The following is a 16,506-nucleotide window of genomic DNA, read 5'->3' as shown; positions in this document are numbered from 1 at the left end:
GCTTCGCGGGGTCCGCCCGGGGTAGGCGCTCGCCGGTCAGCGGCAGGCGCGTCGAGCCCGACGCGACGCCGGGGCACCCATCGCCCGCGCCTGGCACAGGTCCCGGCACGGGACAGCAGACATCGGAGGCAGCATGCACAAGCCCACCTTCATCGCCGGGCTCGCTGTGGGCTACGTACTCGGCACCAAGGCCGGGAACGAGCGCTACGAGCAGATCCGGAAGGCCTCGCAGGCGATCGTTCAGGCCCCGGCGGTGCAGGCGGCCACCCGCACCGCCACCCACGCGGCCGGATCAGCGACCCACACCGCCGCGCACACCCTGGTCGAGAGGATCGGGCACCGCCTGCACCCCGCTACCCACGAGCGGCTGTCCCAACTGCGCGCCCGCACGGCGGTCTACCGTGCGGGCGACCCCGAGACGACCACCGCGCACCCGTAGGTCGAACGGCGTCGTGCCGCCGGTCGCCCGCCGCGGTACCCGTACCCCCTCCAGCAGCGTGACCGGCGGCGTGGCCAGGTCGGTCGCGGGTACCGTTCAGCAGATCCGGGGCAGCTGCTCCCCGATCGGCAGGTCGACCACCCGGGTACCGCCGAGGCCGGTACGGGCCACGACCATGCCGGGGTGGTCCGCGACCGCTTCGCCGATCACGCGGGCCTCGGCGCCCAGCGGGTGCGCCCGCATGGCCGCGAGCACCGCTTCCGCGTGCTCCCGGGGGACGAACGCCACCAGCTTGCCCTCGTTGGCGACGTACATCGGGTCGAGCCCGAGGATGGCGCAGGCGTTGGCCACGGGTGGCGGCACCGGGAGGTCGCGCTCCTGGATCACCACGCCGGTCCTGGCTGCCGCCGCGATCTCGTTGAGGGCCGCGGCCAGGCCGCCCCTGGTCGGGTCGCGCAGCACGTGCAGGTCGGGGGTGACCGCCAGCATCGCCTCGACCAGGCCGCCGAGGGCGGCGCAGTCGCTCTCGATGTCGACGCCGAACTCCAGCCCCTCGCGCACGCTCATCACCGCGACGCCGTGCAGGCCGATCGGCCCGCTGACGATCACCACGTCACCCGGCACCACGCGCTGCGGGCGCAGGTCCACGCCGGGCGGGATCAGTCCGATCCCGGCGGTGTTGATGTAGACGCCGTCGCCGTGGCCGGACTCCACCACCTTGGTGTCGCCAGTCGCCACCTCGACACCGGCCGCGCGCGCCGCCGCGCCCAGCGCTCCGGCGACCCGGGCGAGCAGCGCCATCTCGACGCCCTCCTCCAGGATGAAGCCGCAGGACAGGTAGGCGGCCCTGGCCCCGCTCATGGCCAGGTCGTTGACCGTGCCGTTGACCGCCAGGTCGCCGATGCTGCCGCCGGGGAAGAAGAGCGGCCGGACCACATAGGAGTCGGTGGAGAAGGCCAGCCGGATCCCGCCCAGCGAGACCGACGCGGCGTCACCCAGTTGGGCCAGCACCTCGCCGCCGAAGGCGGGCGCGAAGATGTGCTGGACCAGTTCGGCGGACATCGCTCCGCCGCCGCCGTGTCCCATCACCACGCGCGGCTGGTCCCGCAGCTGCGCGGGACAGGTCCAGGCCAGCAGGTCGGGTGTCGGCAGGGTGGTGGTGGTGTCAGCCAACGGGGCTCGCCTCCAGGCGTGCGGGGGCGACGTCGAGCCGCCGGTAGAGGTAGTAGGCCGCGCACGCGCCCTCGCTGGAGACCATGGTCGCGCCGAGCGGGGAACGCGGAGTGCAGGTGGTGCCGAAGGCCTCGCACTGGTGCGGCTTCAGCAGCCCCTGCAACACCTCGCCGCTGCGGCAGGCCGCCGGCTCCAGGGTCTTGATCCCGGTCACCGAGAACCGGTGCTCGGCGTCGTAGTCGCGGTAGCGGTCGGACAGCCGCCAGCCGCTCTCGGGGATGACACCGATGCCGCGCCAGGACCGGTCGGTGACCTCGAAGACGTCCGCCAGCATGGCCCGCGCGGCCTGGTTGCCCTCCGGGCGCACCGCGCGGGCGTACGCGTTCTCCACGGTGTGCTCGCCGCGCTCCAGCTGCCGTACCGTGCGCCGGACGCCCTCCAGGATGTCCAGCGGCTCGAAGCCGGTCACCACGATCGGCACCCGGTGGCGCTCCGCCAGCTCCGGGTACTCGCCGACGCCCATCACGCTGCAGACATGGCCCGCGGCCAGGAACGCCTGCACCCGGCAGCTGGGCGAGCGCATGACGGCCTCGATCGCCGGGGGCACCCGGACGTGCGAGACCAGCAGGCTGAAGTTGCGGATGCCCAGCTTGCGGGCCTGGTAGACGGTCATCGCGTTGGGTGGGGCGGTGGTCTCGAAGCCGATGCCGAAGAACACCACCTCCTTGTCCGGGTGCTGCTGGGCGATCCGCAGCGCGTCCAGCGGGGAGTACACCACCCGCACGTCACCGCCCTCGCCGCGCACCGTGAACAGGTCGCGTCCGGTCCCGGGGACCCGGAGCATGTCCCCGAAGGAGCAGAAGATCACGCCCGGACGGGAGGCGATCTCCAGCGCCTTGTCGATCATCTCCAGTGGGGTGACGCACACCGGACAGCCCGGTCCATGGATCAACTCGACCTGCTCGGGCAGGAGTTGATCGATCCCATGGCGGATGATGGTGTGCGTCTGGCCGCCGCAGACCTCCATCAGCGCCCACGGCCGGGTCACTGTGGCGTGGATGTCGTCCAGCAGCCGACGCGCCAGCTCCGGGTCCTGGAACTCCTCAAGGTACTTCACTGCCGCGCCTCCCGCGCCAACTCACCGTCGGCGTCCCCGTGCCACGGGTAGCCGTTCGCGTTCGCGGCGGCCTCCCAGGGGTCGCCGAACTCCTCCTGAAGCATGCCGAGGTCGGCGAACAGCGCCAGCGTCCGCAGCGCCTCCTGCTCGTCCAACCGTTGCAGCGCGAAGCCGACGTGGACGATGGCGTACTCACCGACCCGCAGGTCGGGCAGGTACTCCAGGCACACCTCCTTGACCACTCCGCCGAAGTCGACGGTGGCCATCCGAGTACCGTCCCGCTCCTCGATCTCCAGCACTCTGCCGGGTACTGCCAAACACATGGTTCCTCCGTGGGGTCCTAGTCGGTCGGAGCTGCGGCGCGGCCGGCCACCATGAGCTGGCCCAGGGCCAAGCCGCCGTCGTTCGGGGGGACACGGCGGTGGCGCAGCACGGTGAAGCCGTCCGCTGCCAGTGCGGCCGCGCAGGCGGTGGACAGCAGCGCGTTGCCGAAGACCCCGCCGGTCAGCGCCACGGTGTCGAGCCCGTGCCGCTCGCGCGCCAACGCGCAGCCGCGGCGCACCAGTTCGGCGATCGCCCGATGGAAGCGGGCGGCGATCAGCGCGGCCGGGACACCGGCGCGCACCTCGGCCGCGATCGCCGCCAGTACCGGCCCGGGGTCGGCGACCAGTACCGGGTCCGCGCCGTCGCCGGGGGCGAGCCCGAAGGCGTAGCCGGGGCCGTCGTCCGGTCCGGCACGCAGCGCGGCCGCCTCCAACTCGACGGCGGCCTGGGCCTCGTAACCGGCCAGCTGGCAGACCCCGGCCAGTGCGGAGACCGCGTCGAACAGTCGGCCCATGCTGGAGGTCGGCACGCAGTTGAGGCCGCGTGCCAGCTGCTGCTTCAGCAGCCGCAGTTCGTCAGGCGGGCAGGCCGCGGTGCAGGGCAGGTCGGCGGTCCAGGGGATCCCGGCGGCGTGCAGGTGCGCCAGTGCCATTCGGTAGGGGCGCCGGACGGTGGCGTCGCCGCCCGGCAGCGGCACGTAGCCGAGCCGGGTGAAGCGCTGGTAGCCGTCGTAGTCGGCAAGCAGGATCTCGCCGCCCCAGATCGCGCCGTCGTCCCCGTAGCCGGTGCCGTCGAAGGCGACGCCGATGACCCGGCGCGCGCCGTCCAGGCCGTGTTCGGCCATCGCCGAGGCGATGTGGGCGTGGTGGTGCTGCACCCGGACCAGCGGCCTGCCGCCGCGCTCGCGCTGCGCCCACTGGGCGGAGCGGTAGCCCGGGTGCCGGTCGGCGGCCAGCAGCTCGGGGTGCACCCCGGTGATCGACTCCAGCTGCCGCTCGGCCCGCTCGAAGGCGCGCTGGGTGGCCAGGTCGTCCATGTCCCCGATGTGGGCGGACAGCCAGGCGTGTCGGCCCCGGCCGAGGCAGAGGGTGTTCTTCAGGTCGCCGCCCACCGCCAGCGCCGGGCGGACCGGCAGCGGCAGGGTGATCGGCAGCGGCGCACAGCCGCGGGAGCGCCGCAGCGTCAACTGCTCACCGTCGCAGACCCGGACCACGGAGTCGTCGCAGGGCACCTGGATCGGGCGGTCGTGGGTGAGCCAGGCGTCGGCCAGGTGCGCCAGCCGGTCCAGCGCCTCGCCGTCGTCGGTGACGATGGGCTCGCCGGACACGTTGCCGCTGGTCATCACGAGCAGCCGGGGGCCCGGCGGGTCGCCCGGCAGGCCCAGCAGCAGGTGGTGCAGCGGGGTGTAGGGCAGCACGAAGCCGAGATCGGGGCTGCCGGGGGCGACCCCCCGCAGCTCGGCGTGGGTCCGCGGCCGTCGGCGCAGCAGCACGATCGGCCGGACCGGACCGGTGAGCAGCGCCCGTTCCGCCTGGTCGATCCCGGCCAGCGGCTCGATGTCGGCCGGACTCCGGGCCATGAGCGCGAAGGGCTTGTCCCCCCGGTGCTTTCGCTGCCGCAGCCGGGCCACCGCCGCCGGGTCGGTGGCGTCGCAGGCCAGGTGGTAGCCGCCGAGGCCCTTGACGGCCAGGATCGCGCCGTCGGCCAGCAGCCCGCGGGCGGCGGCGATCGGGTCGGCGCCCGGGGCTGTCGCGCCGCCCAGCAGTCGCAGCCGTGGGCCGCAGGCGTGGCAGGCGACCGGCTGGGCGTGGAACCGCCGGTCCGCCGGATCGGCGTACTCGCGGGCGCAGTCCGGGCACATCGGGAGGTGCGCCATGGTGGTGTGCGCCCGGTCGTAGGGCAGGCCGGTGACGATGCTGAAGCGCGGGCCGCAGTTGACGCAGCTGACGAAGGGGTGCCGGTACCGGCGGTCGGCCGGGTCGGACAGTTCGGCCAGGCAGTCGGCGCAGGTCGCCACGTCCGGCGGGACCAGGGTGGCGGCCGATCCGTCGCCGCTGGAGGCCAGGATCGCGAAGCCGGACCCACCGGCCGGGGACAGCTCGTGGTGGTCCACCGACTCCACCACCGCCAGTGGCGGGGTCCGGTCGACGATCCGCGCGCAGAACAGCGCCACGGCGCTCTCCGCGCCCTCCACCTCCACCAGCACGCCCTGGCTGGTGTTGGTCACGTGCCCGGCCAGCCCGAGCCCGGTGGCGAGGGTGTAGACGAAGGGCCGGAACCCCACCCCCTGGACCACGCCGTGCACCAGCAGTCGCCGTCGTCGTACCGCGACCGCGGCGGGCGGGCTGTTCACGCGTGGGGCCGCGGCACGGCCGAGGCGTGGCGGTGCTCGTGGTCGTGGTCGTGGCCCTGGTTGTGGTCGTGGTTGTGGTCGTGGCCGTGTCCCTGCTCGTGGTCGTGCGGATGCTCGTGCGGGTGCGGGTGCTGCCGGGCCATGACCGGGGCGTGCGCCGCGGTGCCGTCCGCGACCGCCAGCGCGGCGTCGAGCAGCGCCCCGGCTCCGGCACCGGTCCGAGCCGAGGTCAGCAGCACCGGCGCGCCGGGGTTGACCTGCTGGACGTTGCGGCGGAACAGCGCCTCGTCGAAGCCGACCGCCTCGGCGATGTCGGTCTTGGTCACCAGCACCAGGTTGGCCAGGCCGAACGCGGTGGGGTACTTGAGCGGCTTGTCCTCGCCCTCGGTGACCGAGGCCAGGGCGACCCGCAGCGACTCGCCGAGGTCGTAGGAGGCGGGGCAGACCAGGTTTCCGACGTTCTCCACGAACAGCAGCCGGGTCTGCGGCGGGAGCCAGCCCTCCAGGTGGCCGCTCAGCATCCCGGCCTCCAGATGGCACAGCCCGTCGGTGAGCACCTGCTTGACCGGTGCGCCGGAGCGAGCCAGCCGCAGCGCGTCGTTCTCGGTGGCCAGGTCGGCGGTCAGCGCCGCGACCGGCACTCCGCGTGCGACGGCCAGCAGCAGCTCCTGCTCCAGCAGCGCGGTCTTGCCGCTGCCCGGGCTGGAGAGCAGGTTGATCACGACGGTGCCCCGCCCGGCCAGGTCGGCCCGCAGATCGTGGGCGCAGCGGTCGTTCTTGGCGAGGACCGCCTGTCGCAGGTCGACCACTCGGCACATGGTTCAGCGCTCCTCGTGGATCGGTTCTCGGTCGGCTGCGCGCGTCGGGCCGTCCTCCCAGCGCACGCTGAGGATCTGCAGTTCGCGCCCGGAGAGCAGTTCGGCGGTGGCCGTTCCGCAGGTCGGGCAGCAGAGGTCGGGCGGCATGCCGACGGCCCAGTCGGCGGCGCACGGCGCGCATCGGGCCCGGGCCGGGACCAGCTCGGTGGCCAGCGCCGCGCCCTCCAGCACCGTTCCGGTGCAGGCCAGTTCGAAGCAGAACCGGAGCGCGTCCGGTACCACTCCGGCCAGTTCGCCGACTTGCAGCCGGACCGAGCTGACCGCGAACGCCCCGGCCGCCTCGGCGGCCGCCTCCACCTGACCGACCACGGCCGCAGCGATGGACATCTCGTGCATCGTCCTCCTCCTGCCGCCGCCGATCCGCTCGGCTCCATTACAGGGCGCGGCCCGGGCGGCACGGCGGTACCGCGCCCCCGCGCCGCGCCCGGGACAACCCGTTCGGTGGAGCCGACCTCACATCCGGCGCATCCGCAGGTAGCGCTGGATGTCGGGCAGGACCTGCTTGCCGACGGCGCAGGCCACGGCGACGGCCGCGCCCAGCGCGATGATCTTCTTCATGGTGCCGGTTTCCTCTCCACTACAGGACATGGCGGTCAGTGCGTGGCGGTCAGTGCGTGGCCGGCCTGGTCGCCGGTCAGGCTCAGGATCAGCCGGACGGCCTCGGGGACCGCCCCGGCGACCGGTTCGCTGAGGCCGATGCCCTCCTCGACGGTGGCCGGCTCGCAGCCGACCACCACCGTGCGGCCGGGCGCGGTGCCTCCGGTTCCGGCGCAGAGCGTGTCCAGCAGCGCCAGCACGGTGTCCGGGGACATCCGGTGCCCGTCCAGCAGGGCGGCCTCAGGTTCGACGGCGGCCTGCTCGCCGACCTCGATCAGGTACAGCGTCCCGGGTGCGCCGCCGCGCGCGGTGGCGTCGACCAGCACCACCAGGTCGTATCCGTCGAGCAGTTGGTAGGCGAGGTGGACGCCGCGCACGCCGATGTCGGCGGTCTCGACATGCTCCGGCAGCGGCTCGGCCGCCAGCCGCCGCACCGTCTCCACCCCGAAGCCGTCGTCGCCCAGGAAGATGTTGCCGATCCCGGCGACCAGGGTGCGCGGGCTCATGGCTCCTCCACCGGAACGATGCCGTCGGGAACGATGCCGTCGGGAACGACCTCGTCGGGCTGGAAGTAGAGGAACCGGCCCTGTTCGCGTCTGATGTCGGCGCCCGGGTCGCCCTCGACGGTGACCGCCAGGTGCACCCCGCCGTCGACGTCGTGCAGCACCGCCTCGACCTGGGCACCGAGGCCGTGCAGGAACAGGTCCTGGGCGTCGGTGCGGCGTCGGCCGGGGCGCAGCACCACCCGGCTGCCCGCGCCCACCGGGACACCGTCGATCAGCACCCGGTCCCGGGCCGGGTCGACGCTGCGGTCACTCTCCGGGTCCCACCAGGGCCGCTGCGGCTCGGCGTCGGCGTAGGGGTCGAAGGGCACGATCTGGTCGAACGGGTCGGGCGGGTCGGGCGGTTGCCGGTGGCGGTCCGGACCGGTGATCTCCCGCAGCGCCCGGACCGCGCCGTGCAGCCGGTCCAGCACCTCGGGTGGCATCGAGTCGGCGAGGTCGATCACCGCTGCCGCGCGCGCGTCGGTGCCCCGGGCCTCGCGCTTCTCCTGGTCGGTGAGGGCCGCCGTGCGCAGGGCCAGGATCTCGTCGATCTCGGTGGCGTCGTACAGCGGGCCGATGCTCTCCGGGGCGATGGCGGGATGGTCCTCCAGGATGATCGGCGAGGACAGCACCACGTCCGACCGGCCGCCCTGACCGGCCAGCACCGGCCAGGTGTGCAGGTTCTCGCAGCGGGCGGACTCGGCCCTGGCCCACTCCGGCGGGTCGGCCAGGGACAGGAAGGAGCCGGTGTCCAGACCCAGCATCAGGTGGGCCGAGACCAGGGCGCGGGGCAGCGCGGCCTCGCGGTCGGCGTCGGCCTGCGGCGGGGTCCACTCGCTGGTGTTCTCGACCACCGCGGTCAGCCGCTGTACCGCGTAGGGGCCGGGAACCTCGGCCGTGGTCAACCGCACCAGGCCGTGCACCTCCTCGCGGCGGCGCAGCAGCCGACCGACCTGTCGGCCGGCCTCGTCGTGGACCGGCTCGGTCTCCTCCGCGGCCGGCCGGGTGAACCGCAACTCCTCCCCCTTGCCGCTCAACGCGGATACCGGGAAGGAGAGTTGCACCTGCTCCTCGATGCCCTCGTCCCAGGCCGAGAGCACCCGGTCGGCGAGCTCCAACTCGGCCACGGTCTCGAAGCCGCCGTCCGGCAGCGACCGCTGCACGGTGCGCCGCTGGGCGTGCAGGAACCGCAGCTCCACGAACAGGGTCGCCCCGGCCCGGGGCTCCATCAGGCACTCGGTGCGTTGGAGGGCGTGCTCGCCGCTGTCCGCGCCCCAGCCGGGCGGCACCAGTACGCCGAACTGCCAGCGCAGCCGGTTCTTGGCGGCCGAGGCCCGGTAGGGGTAGAGCACGTAGCCCTCGAACAGCACCGCGTCGGCGACCTGCCGGGCGGCGGCGAAGCTGGTCTCGATCTCCGGCGTGAGCGCGGTGGTCGTGGTCACGGAGCCGTCCTCTCCGGGATGGCCTGGCTGGGCGCGCCGACCGGCAGCGCGGGTTCGGCGGTGTCCAGCAGCGCCCGCACGGTGGCCTCCCAGGAGGGCAGCGCCTGCCGGGAGCGGAAGGCGAGCAGGGCGTCCATGGTGTCGCGGGGCAGCCGCAGCCAGCCGCAGCCGGGGAAGTGCTGCTCGATCATCTCCCGCCAGACCGTGAGCGGCAGCCGGAAGGACGCCTCCCGGTCCCAGGGCACCGGCTCCACCTGGAAGCCGCCCGGGCCGGTGAACGCGGTACCGGAGAAGAGCAGCAGCAGTGGCGCCTCGCCCTGCTCCAGGGCGTGGAAGTAGCGGGTCGGCGCCACGTCGAGGTCGTAGCTGCACGGTACCGGCAGCTCCACCTCGGTCTCCCCGGTGAAGCCCGGCACCACCAGCGAGACCTGGGCGAACTGGACCGGCAGCATGCTCGCGCCCCAGCGGCGGCGCTCGCCGAAGAGGTCGGCCAGGCCCTCGGCCTCGTCCTGCCGGTAGCCGCGCTTGCCCGGCTCGATCCGCAGCTGGCAGCGCAGCGCGATGGCATGCACCCGGGTGCCGGGGTCGGCCGTGATCCGCAGGGTGAACACCAGCGTCGGCCCGGCGGCGTAGCGGTCGGGCCGCACACCGGTACAGGCGAAGGAGAACTCGGTCACGGCTGACCGACCTCCCGCGGCACCCGGGCCCGAGCGGAGACCCGGGCGAAGAACTGCTCCAGGTCGGCCCGGGCCTCGGCGCCGCCGTCGAACCCCTGCCAGTGCAGCCGCATCCGGCCGACCAGCTCGTAGCAGCTGTCGATCGGCACCAGGAAGCACTCGTACCGGCCGTCGACGCGGTGCACCAGCAGCGCCTCCAGGTCGGGTTCGAGCAGTTCCGCGATCCGGCTGCGGCCGAGCACCTCCTGCCAGGTGGAGGGGTCGAGTTCGCTCTCGGTGGCTCCCGCCGGGCTGGGGTAGAGGGCGACCAGCCGGTCCAGGGCGGCGTTGCGGAAGAAGAAGGCAACGCTGACCGGGATCTGCAGCAGGTCCCAGGCGCTGTCGTCCAGGGTGTGGTCGGGATCGCTGAGCCAGCGGTCGGGAACGGTGCGGAACCGGCCCCCGGCCGCGCCCCGCTGCTCGAACAGCAGCGCGCAGGGGGTGCAGGCGCAGGACAGCGAGCGCTTCTCGGCGTCCACCAGGTGCCGGTGCGCGCCCTCGGCCACCTGGACGCCGCACAGCTCGCAGCGTTCCGGCGCGGGCGGCGCGGCGACCCGGAACCGGCGCAGGCCGATCCCCGCGGGCCGGTCGGTGGGCTGGGCCCGGCGGGTACTCACGAGGCCGCCACCGGGGGCCGGGCGGAGATCTGCAACAGCACCGGCTGCTGCTCGGCCCCGGCGGTCTCCAGCTCCACCGCGGCGACCTCGGCGGCGAAGCAGGACAGCGCGTCCTCGACCGACTGCCGGGCGGCGGCACTGGTGCTGGGGCAGCCGCAGCCGCCCGCGTTGACCGAGCGCACCCGCAGCGTGCTGGTGGCCTCGTCGAAGGCCACCAGCTCGACCGGACGGCCGGGCAGGCCGTCCAGGGCGCGGCCGATCCTGGTGAGCAGGTCCTCCGGGTGCAGGTCGTGCAGTACCAGCAGGCCGGAGACCAGCTCGTCGCGCAGCAGCCGGTCCAGCGCGGCCGGTCCCGAGGGCTGGTCGGCATCGGTGCGCAGCAGGTCCAGCATCCTGGCCAGCCCGGCGCCGTAGAAGTCCATCAGCGTGCGGACCAGCTCCTCGGCCGCGGCGCAGGCCTCGCGGTCGCCGGAGGCGGCGAGGCGGTCCAGGATCTCCTCGACCCGGTGTCCGGCCCGCTCGGCGTCGGCAGCCCGGACGGCCGACGCCGGGGTACCGGGCGCCGGGGCACCGGCCGCCGGGGTCTGGGTCGCCGGGGCCTGGGTCGCCGGGGTCCGGGTCGCGCTCATCCGCCCATCCCGCTCAGGCCGGTGGGCACGTGCATCTGCTGCACGCTCTTGCCGTCGCCCAGGTACATGTGGACCCCGCACGGCAGGCAGGGGTCGAAGCTGCGCACGGCGCGCATGATGTCGATGCCCTTGAAGTTCTCCGGGGTGTTCTCCTCGAAGATCGGCGTGTTCTGCACCGCGTCCTCGTAGGGGCCGGGCGTCCCGAAGGTGTCCCGGGTGCTGGCGTTCCACGGGGTCGGCGGGTAGGGGTGGTAGTTGGCGATCTTGCCGTCGCGGATCACCATGTGGTGCGACAGCACACCGCGTACCGCCTCGGTGAAGCCGACGCCCAGGCCCTCCTCCGGGACCTCGAACTTCTCCCAGGTCTGGGTGCGTCCGGCGCGGACCTCGGCCAGCCCCTTCTCGGCGAAGTGCAGTGCCATCGCCGCCGCGTACGCCTGGAAGTAGGTCCGGGCGCGGTTGCGCTCCAGGGCGTTGCTCCACTTCGGGATCTTCCACTCGAAGCTGGTCTCCGGCTTGGTCATGGTCTTCGGCAGGTTGATCACCACGCTGTGGCCGGTGGCCTTGACGTAGCCGACGTCGACCAGGCCGGACAGCGCGGTGGACCACAGCCGGGCGATCGGGCCGCCGCCGGTGTCCAGCGCCAGGTAGTCCTTGCCGTCGAACCAGCGCGGGGACATCACCCAGCTGTACTTGTCGTCGAAGTCGCGCTTCTGCGGCGCCGGGATGGTGTGCTGGTTCCACGGGTGGCGCGGATCGACCGGGTTGCCGAGCGGGTCGTGCGTGACGAACTGCTCCTTGCCCTCCCAGTCCTGGTAGTACGAGCTGCCGAGCAGGATCCGGATGCCCAGGTTGATCTCGGTCAGGTCGTTGGTGACCAGCTTGCCGTCCACCACGATGCCGGGGGTGACGAACATCCGCCGTCCCCAGTCGGTCATGTTGCGGTAGGTGAAGTCGCAGTGGTCGGGATCGTTCAGCGCGCCCCAGCAGCCGAGCAGCACCCGGCGGCGGCCGACCTCCTCGTAGCCGGGCAGTGCCTCGTAGAAGAAGTCGAAGAGGTCGTCGTGCAGCGGCACGACCCGCTTCATGAACTCGACGTAGCGCATCAGCCGGCTGAGGTAGTCGGTGAACAGCTGGACCGACGCGACCGTGCCGACGCCACCCGGGTAGAGCGTGGAGGGGTGCACGTGGCGTCCCTCCATCAGGCAGAACATCTCCCGGGTGTAGCGGCTGACCTGTAGCGCCTCGCGGTAGAACTCGCCCACGATCGGGTTGAGCGAGCGCATGATGTCGGCGATGGTCCGGTAGCCGTGCTCCCCGGCGTGCGGTGCGGCCGTGCGCTCGGCCAGCTCCAGCACGCCGGGGTTGGTCTCCTTGACCATCCGCTCGCAGTAGTCGACCCCGACCAGGTTCTCCTGGAAGATGTTGTGGTCGAACATGTACTCAGCGGACTCGCCCAGGTTGATGATCCACTCCCCCAGGTGCGGCGGCTTCACCCCGTACGCCATGTTCTGCGCGTACACCGAGCAGGTGGCGTGGTTGTCACCGCAGATGCCGCAGATGCGGCTGGTGATGAAGTGCGCGTCGCGGGGGTCCTTGCCGCGCATGAAGACGCTGTAGCCACGGAAGACCGACGAGGTGCTGTAGCACTCGGCGACCCGCTTCTGCTTGAAGTCGATCTTCGTGTGGATGCCGAGGCTGCCAACGATCCGGGTGATCGGATCCCAGGACATCTCCGTGAGGCCGCTGCCGTCTCCGGCCGCCTTTGTCGTCGGTGCAACCATCGTCTCTGCCGTGCCCTTCGTCATCTGCTTCGTGGTGGAGGGGGACTTCTCAGCTGCGGGGACCGCTCAGCCGCGGCGCCGCTCAGCCGCGGGGACTGCGGCTGAGCGGCGCCGCGCTCACCAGGGCGGCCGGTAGCCGGTGCTGAGCTGCTCGCCGCGGTGGCGCCACTTGGGCTCCTTGTCCACGGTGTGCATGGTGATCCCGCGCAGTCTGCGGATCACCGAGCCGTAGGCCGCGCTGGCGGTGCTGGAGACCTTGCCGCCGGGGGGCTCGTCCATGAACGGCATGAACTTGTCCGGGAACCCGGGCATGGTGCAGGCGATGCAGATGCCGCCGACGTTGGGGCAGCCGCCGATTCCGTTCATCCAGCCGCGCTTGGGCACGTTGCACTTCACCACCGGTCCCCAGCAGCCCAGCTTCACCAGGCACTTGGGCGAGTCGTAGGTGGTGGCGAACTGGCCCTGCTCGTAGTACCCGGCCCGGTCGCAGCCCTCGTGCACGGTCGCCCCGAACAGCCAGGCCGGGCGCAGCTGCTCGTCCAGCGGGATCATCGGGGCCGCGCCGGTCGCCTGGTGCAGCAGGTAGACCAGGGTCTCGGCGAAGTTGTCCGGCTGGATCGGACAGCCCGGGACGCACACGATGGGGATGCCCGCCTTGGACTTCCAGTCCCAGCCCAGGTAGTCGGGCACGCCCATGGCCCCGGTCGGGTTGCCCTCCATCGCGTGGATGCCGCCGTAGGTGGCGCAGGTCCCGATGGCGACCACGGCCAGCGCCTTGGGCGCGAGCCGGTCGATCCACTCGCTGGTGGTGATCGGCTGCCCGGTGGCCGGGTCGTCGCCGAACCCGCACCAGTAGCCCTCCGACTTGATCGACTCGTTCGGGATCGAGCCCTCGACGACCAGCACGAACGGGTCGATCTCGCCCCGCTCGCCCTTGAAGAACCACTCGATGAAGTTGTCCGCGCCCTGGACCGGACCGCACTCGAAGTCGATCAGCGGCCAGTGCACAGCGATCTTCGGCAGCCCTGGCAGCACGCTGAGGGCGATCTCCTCGATGCTGGGCTGGGTGGCGGCGGTCAGCGAGACGGAGTCGCCGTCGCAGCTCAGGCCGGCGTTGATCCAGAGGATGTGGATCGGGGACTCTTCTTCGGCAGCGGGTCCGGCGGGCTCCGCTGCCGTGGCGGTGGCCGGGGATGGTGCGTTCATGGCGGTTCCTCCTCGGGGAGGTCTGTGCGGCAAACCTGTGCGTCCACCGATCAGCCTGCGGGTTCACCGGTCCGAGCGCACTGCTGGAGCGGCCGGACCGGTGAACCCGCCGTGCGGCTCGGGGCCACTGTCCGCGCCGACGCCGTCCGGCGCCTGCTCGGACCCAGTCAGTGGCGATCGTCGGGCACCCCCGGCGCGCCGCCGCCGCGCCGGGTCGCGGAGGTCACCCGAAAGCGATCCCCGGCAGGGCCACTCGGCGGTCTTCGAGTAGGCCGACCGACAACGCGTCTCAAGGCGTCGCGAGCGTTACCGGTACCCGGCTCTGCCGCGCGGAATTCTGCGTCATCGTCAGAAGGACCGGCATATAGCGGAGTTGCCGGGGCACGCGACCTTCACGAGCAAGCGAATCCATCTTCGGGGAGTAACAATGGCGACGGGATACGGTGACTCGACTGCGACCCGCAGCGGTAGCAACGGCCTTGCGATCGCGGGCCTGGTCTGCGGGATCGTCGGGATCTTCCTCTTCAACTTCATTCTGGGCCCACTGGCGTTGATCTTCGGGGGCGTCGGCCTGCGGAACGCCCGGCGCGGCGGAGCGGGCGGTTCGGGCATGGCGATGTCCGCGATCGTGCTCGGCGTGGTGGACATCGTGCTGTTCGTGGTCATACTGGCGCTGGCCAGCAGCCACGGCGGCTTCCAGTGGCACGTCGGAAGCTGACCCCACTGAGCGTGGGCCCGCCGGTCCTTCGTTCACCCGAATGCCGCGCGTCCGGGGCCGCCACCGGGCGGGGGCCGCGCCCCCGGCGCGCCGCGCACGGCCGCGCACGGCGCGCGACGGGCCGCTTCACGCGACTTGCCGCCGCCCGGGGTCCGGGTCACGATGAGCGCAGCAGGCCGACCCATCCGGCCCGCCACCGTCCGAGGAGCCTGAGGAGCCGCAATGGCCGGGTATTTCTCGACCTCCCAGGAATCGCTGGTAGCCGATGCCATAGCCGGGTTCGCCAAGGTGCACCACGGCCTGGTGGAACTGCACGCGCAGGACGGCTACCTGCGGGCCCGGCACACCCACCGGTCCCGCCGGGTCGGGCTGCTGTCCGGCGGCGGGTCCGGGCACGAGCCGATGCACGTCGGCTTCGTCGGCGCGGGAATGCTGGACGCGGCCTGCCCCGGGCAGGTCTTCGCCTCGCCCCACAACCGGCAGCTCTTCCGGGCGTCCTGCGCGGTCGCGGGCCCCGAGGGGGTCCTGCACATCGTCAAGAACTACACCGGCGACCGGATCAACTTCGGCATCGCCGCCGAACGGCTGGCACACCAGGGGATCCCCTGTGCCCGGGTGCTGGTGGACGACGACCTGGCGTCCGACTCCGAAGGGGTGGCCGTGGGCCGCCGGGGCACTGCCGCGACGGTGCTGGTGGAGAAGATCCTGGGCGCGGCCGCGGACCGGGGCGACGGACTGACCCAGCTCGCCGAGCTCGGCGCCCGGATCGTCGCCCAGAGCCGCAGCATGGCCGTCGCCGCTACCGCCCACACCGCGCCCGCCACCGGTCGGCCCGCCTACCAACTGCCCGCCGGGGTCCTTGAGTTCGGGGTCGGCATCCACGGCGAGCGGGCCGCCCGGTCACTGCGGCAGAGCTCCCTCGGCGACCTGGTGGACCGGATGGGCGAGGCACTGGTCGCCGCGCTCCGACCGCCCGTGGAGGCGCCGGTGATCGTCCTGGTGAACGGCCTGGGGGCGGTCACCAGCCTGGAGCTGTACGCCATCGCGCACGAGACGGCGCGGGTGCTGGAGGGGCTGGGCGTGCGCGTCGCCCGCTCCCTGGTCGGCAACTTCTCCACGGCGCTGGACACCCGGGGCTTCTCGCTCTCGCTGCTGGTCGCCGACGACGAGGTGATAGGCCTGTACGACGCACCGGTACGCACCCCGGCCCTTGAGTGGTCGCAACCGATGGCGATGGAGGCGGTGGCATGACGACCTTCGACGGCGCGTTCACCCGGGCCTGGCTTCAGCGTTTCGCCGAATCGGTGGTCGCCACCGAACCGGAGCTGACCGAGCTGGACCAGCAGGCCGGGGACGGCGACTTCGGCGCCAACCTGAGGACCGGCGTGACCTGCGTGACGCGGGCACTCGACCGCTTGCCGAGCGGAGGACTCCCCGCCGCCCAGCCGCTCCAGGCAGCGGCCGACGCGTTCCTGGACGAGGTGGGCGGGACCAGTGGCCCGCTCTTCGGTCTGGTGCTGCACCACCTGGCCGAGGCCGCCGTGCACCCCGCGCTGACCACCCCGGACCTGGCCCGTGGCGTGGCCGCCGGACTGGCGGCTGTCCAGCGGGTCGGCGAGGCGGTCCCCGGCGACAAGACGCTCGTCGACGCGCTGGCCCCGGCCTCGCTGGCACTCCAACTGTGCTGCCCGGAAACGTCGGTGGACCGCGCCCTGCTGGCGGCGGCGGACGCCGCGTTCCAGGGGGTGCGGTCCACCCGCCAGTTGTCCGCGCGCCGGGGCCGCGCCAGCTACCTGGGTGAGCGGGCGTCCGGGATCCCCGACCCGGGCGCGATCGGAGTGGGACTGCTGTTCGCCTCGGCGGCACGCCCGTTGACCGCGCTCGGCCCGCTGCTGGCGGAACCCGCGACCCACACCGCCCCCGGGCGCGCCACCTCACCCGGTCAGCCCGCTCCGACCGGCTGACCGG

At 72.9% G+C, this 16,506-nt stretch carries 17 protein-coding genes; 4 read left to right on the top strand and 13 right to left on the bottom strand.

Annotated features, from left to right (window positions below; translation table 11 throughout):
* Positions 1 to 133 precede the first annotated feature (133 nt).
* Complete coding sequence (locus GXP74_RS16690; RefSeq protein ID WP_182452264.1) at positions 134 to 439, top strand: YtxH domain-containing protein; 306 nt, start codon at positions 134 to 136, stop codon at positions 437 to 439.
* Between the two features lie 96 nt (positions 440 to 535).
* On the opposite strand, the gene hypE is transcribed toward GXP74_RS16690, so the two are convergent.
* From hypE to GXP74_RS16625, 13 genes are all read right to left on the bottom strand, one after another.
* Complete coding sequence (hypE, locus tag GXP74_RS16685; RefSeq protein WP_304940914.1) at positions 536 to 1,612, bottom strand: hydrogenase expression/formation protein HypE; 1,077 nt, start codon at positions 1,610 to 1,612, stop codon at positions 536 to 538.
* Complete coding sequence (gene hypD, locus GXP74_RS16680; RefSeq protein ID WP_182452263.1) at positions 1,605 to 2,729, bottom strand: hydrogenase formation protein HypD; 1,125 nt, start codon at positions 2,727 to 2,729, stop codon at positions 1,605 to 1,607. Before hypD ends, hypE begins: the two co-directional genes overlap by 8 nt.
* Entirely contained in the window at positions 2,726 to 3,052 is a 327-nt protein-coding gene (locus GXP74_RS16675) for a HypC/HybG/HupF family hydrogenase formation chaperone (protein ID WP_182452262.1), read from the bottom strand. Before GXP74_RS16675 ends, hypD begins: the two co-directional genes overlap by 4 nt.
* Before the next feature lie 17 nt (positions 3,053 to 3,069).
* Positions 3,070 to 5,406: a carbamoyltransferase HypF gene (gene hypF, locus GXP74_RS16670; RefSeq protein ID WP_182452261.1), complete on the bottom strand. Its 2,337-nt coding sequence runs from the start codon at positions 5,404 to 5,406 to the stop codon at positions 3,070 to 3,072.
* Positions 5,403 to 6,224, bottom strand: coding sequence for a hydrogenase nickel incorporation protein HypB (gene hypB / locus GXP74_RS16665; RefSeq protein ID WP_182452260.1), 822 nt, complete (start codon positions 6,222 to 6,224; stop codon positions 5,403 to 5,405). The genes hypF and hypB overlap by 4 nt, the downstream gene beginning before the upstream one ends.
* A 3-nt stretch (positions 6,225 to 6,227) precedes the next feature.
* Complete coding sequence (hypA, locus tag GXP74_RS16660; RefSeq protein ID WP_182452259.1) at positions 6,228 to 6,620, bottom strand: hydrogenase maturation nickel metallochaperone HypA; 393 nt, start codon at positions 6,618 to 6,620, stop codon at positions 6,228 to 6,230.
* 257 nt (positions 6,621 to 6,877) lie between these two features.
* Entirely contained in the window at positions 6,878 to 7,387 is a 510-nt protein-coding gene (locus GXP74_RS16655; RefSeq protein WP_182452258.1) for a hydrogenase maturation protease, read from the bottom strand.
* Entirely contained in the window at positions 7,384 to 8,868 is a 1,485-nt protein-coding gene (locus tag GXP74_RS16650) for a hypothetical protein (RefSeq protein WP_225447988.1), read from the bottom strand. The genes GXP74_RS16655 and GXP74_RS16650 overlap by 4 nt, the downstream gene beginning before the upstream one ends.
* Positions 8,865 to 9,545 (bottom strand): DUF6084 family protein, encoded by a 681-nt coding sequence (locus GXP74_RS16645; protein WP_182452257.1) that lies wholly within the window; start codon positions 9,543 to 9,545, stop codon positions 8,865 to 8,867. Before GXP74_RS16645 ends, GXP74_RS16650 begins: the two co-directional genes overlap by 4 nt.
* Complete coding sequence (locus GXP74_RS16640; RefSeq protein WP_225447987.1) at positions 9,542 to 10,201, bottom strand: DUF5947 family protein; 660 nt, start codon at positions 10,199 to 10,201, stop codon at positions 9,542 to 9,544. The genes GXP74_RS16645 and GXP74_RS16640 overlap by 4 nt, the downstream gene beginning before the upstream one ends.
* On the bottom strand, positions 10,198 to 10,830 hold the full coding sequence (locus tag GXP74_RS16635; RefSeq protein WP_225447986.1) for a hypothetical protein: 633 nt from the start codon (positions 10,828 to 10,830) through the stop codon (positions 10,198 to 10,200). The genes GXP74_RS16640 and GXP74_RS16635 overlap by 4 nt, the downstream gene beginning before the upstream one ends.
* A complete protein-coding gene (locus GXP74_RS16630; protein WP_182456493.1) occupies positions 10,827 to 12,614 on the bottom strand; it encodes a nickel-dependent hydrogenase large subunit in 1,788 nt (595 codons plus the stop codon). Before GXP74_RS16630 ends, GXP74_RS16635 begins: the two co-directional genes overlap by 4 nt.
* Positions 12,615 to 12,731: 117 nt before the next feature.
* Positions 12,732 to 13,820 (bottom strand): hydrogenase expression protein HypE, encoded by a 1,089-nt coding sequence (locus GXP74_RS16625; protein WP_182452256.1) that lies wholly within the window; start codon positions 13,818 to 13,820, stop codon positions 12,732 to 12,734.
* A 427-nt stretch (positions 13,821 to 14,247) separates the two neighbouring features.
* Between GXP74_RS16625 and GXP74_RS16620 the strand changes: the two genes are divergently transcribed.
* The 3 genes from GXP74_RS16620 (at position 14,248) to dhaL (ending at position 16,502) form a co-directional block, all read left to right on the top strand.
* Positions 14,248 to 14,538: a DUF4190 domain-containing protein gene (locus GXP74_RS16620; protein ID WP_182452255.1), complete on the top strand. Its 291-nt coding sequence runs from the start codon at positions 14,248 to 14,250 to the stop codon at positions 14,536 to 14,538.
* Positions 14,539 to 14,760: 222 nt separating this feature from the next.
* Positions 14,761 to 15,789 (top strand): dihydroxyacetone kinase subunit DhaK, encoded by a 1,029-nt coding sequence (locus GXP74_RS16615; protein WP_182452254.1) that lies wholly within the window; start codon positions 14,761 to 14,763, stop codon positions 15,787 to 15,789.
* The gene (gene dhaL / locus GXP74_RS16610) at positions 15,786 to 16,502 is read left to right on the top strand and encodes a dihydroxyacetone kinase subunit DhaL (RefSeq protein ID WP_182452253.1); all 717 of its coding nucleotides are present in this window, start codon (positions 15,786 to 15,788) and stop codon (positions 16,500 to 16,502) included. The genes GXP74_RS16615 and dhaL overlap by 4 nt, the downstream gene beginning before the upstream one ends.
* The last annotated feature ends 4 nt before the right edge of the window (positions 16,503 to 16,506 follow it).

It is taken from the genome of Streptacidiphilus sp. P02-A3a, assembly GCF_014084105.1.
In the GTDB taxonomy this organism is placed as follows: Bacteria; Actinomycetota; Actinomycetes; order Streptomycetales; family Streptomycetaceae; genus Streptacidiphilus.
Note: the sequence above shows the minus strand (reverse complement) of the source record. Positions and strands in the feature narration are given on the sequence as shown.

Excerpts from the sequence above, each read along its gene's own strand:
- GXP74_RS16690 (WP_182452264.1), top strand. The coding sequence starts at position 134 with ATGCACAAGCCCACCTTCATCGCCGGGCTCGCTGTGGGCTACGTACTC.
- GXP74_RS16675 (WP_182452262.1), bottom strand. The coding sequence starts at position 3,052 with ATGTGTTTGGCAGTACCCGGCAGAGTGCTGGAGATCGAGGAGCGGGAC.
- hypB (WP_182452260.1), bottom strand. The coding sequence starts at position 6,224 with ATGTGCCGAGTGGTCGACCTGCGACAGGCGGTCCTCGCCAAGAACGAC.
- hypA (WP_182452259.1), bottom strand. The coding sequence starts at position 6,620 with ATGCACGAGATGTCCATCGCTGCGGCCGTGGTCGGTCAGGTGGAGGCG.
- GXP74_RS16655 (WP_182452258.1), bottom strand. The coding sequence starts at position 7,387 with ATGAGCCCGCGCACCCTGGTCGCCGGGATCGGCAACATCTTCCTGGGC.
- GXP74_RS16635 (WP_225447986.1), bottom strand. The coding sequence starts at position 10,830 with ATGAGCGCGACCCGGACCCCGGCGACCCAGGCCCCGGCGACCCAGACC.
- GXP74_RS16630 (WP_182456493.1), bottom strand. The coding sequence starts at position 12,614 with ATGGTTGCACCGACGACAAAGGCGGCCGGAGACGGCAGCGGCCTCACG.
- GXP74_RS16625 (WP_182452256.1), bottom strand. The coding sequence starts at position 13,820 with ATGAACGCACCATCCCCGGCCACCGCCACGGCAGCGGAGCCCGCCGGA.
- GXP74_RS16620 (WP_182452255.1), top strand. The coding sequence starts at position 14,248 with ATGGCGACGGGATACGGTGACTCGACTGCGACCCGCAGCGGTAGCAAC.
- GXP74_RS16615 (WP_182452254.1), top strand. The coding sequence starts at position 14,761 with ATGGCCGGGTATTTCTCGACCTCCCAGGAATCGCTGGTAGCCGATGCC.
- dhaL (WP_182452253.1), top strand. The coding sequence starts at position 15,786 with ATGACGACCTTCGACGGCGCGTTCACCCGGGCCTGGCTTCAGCGTTTC.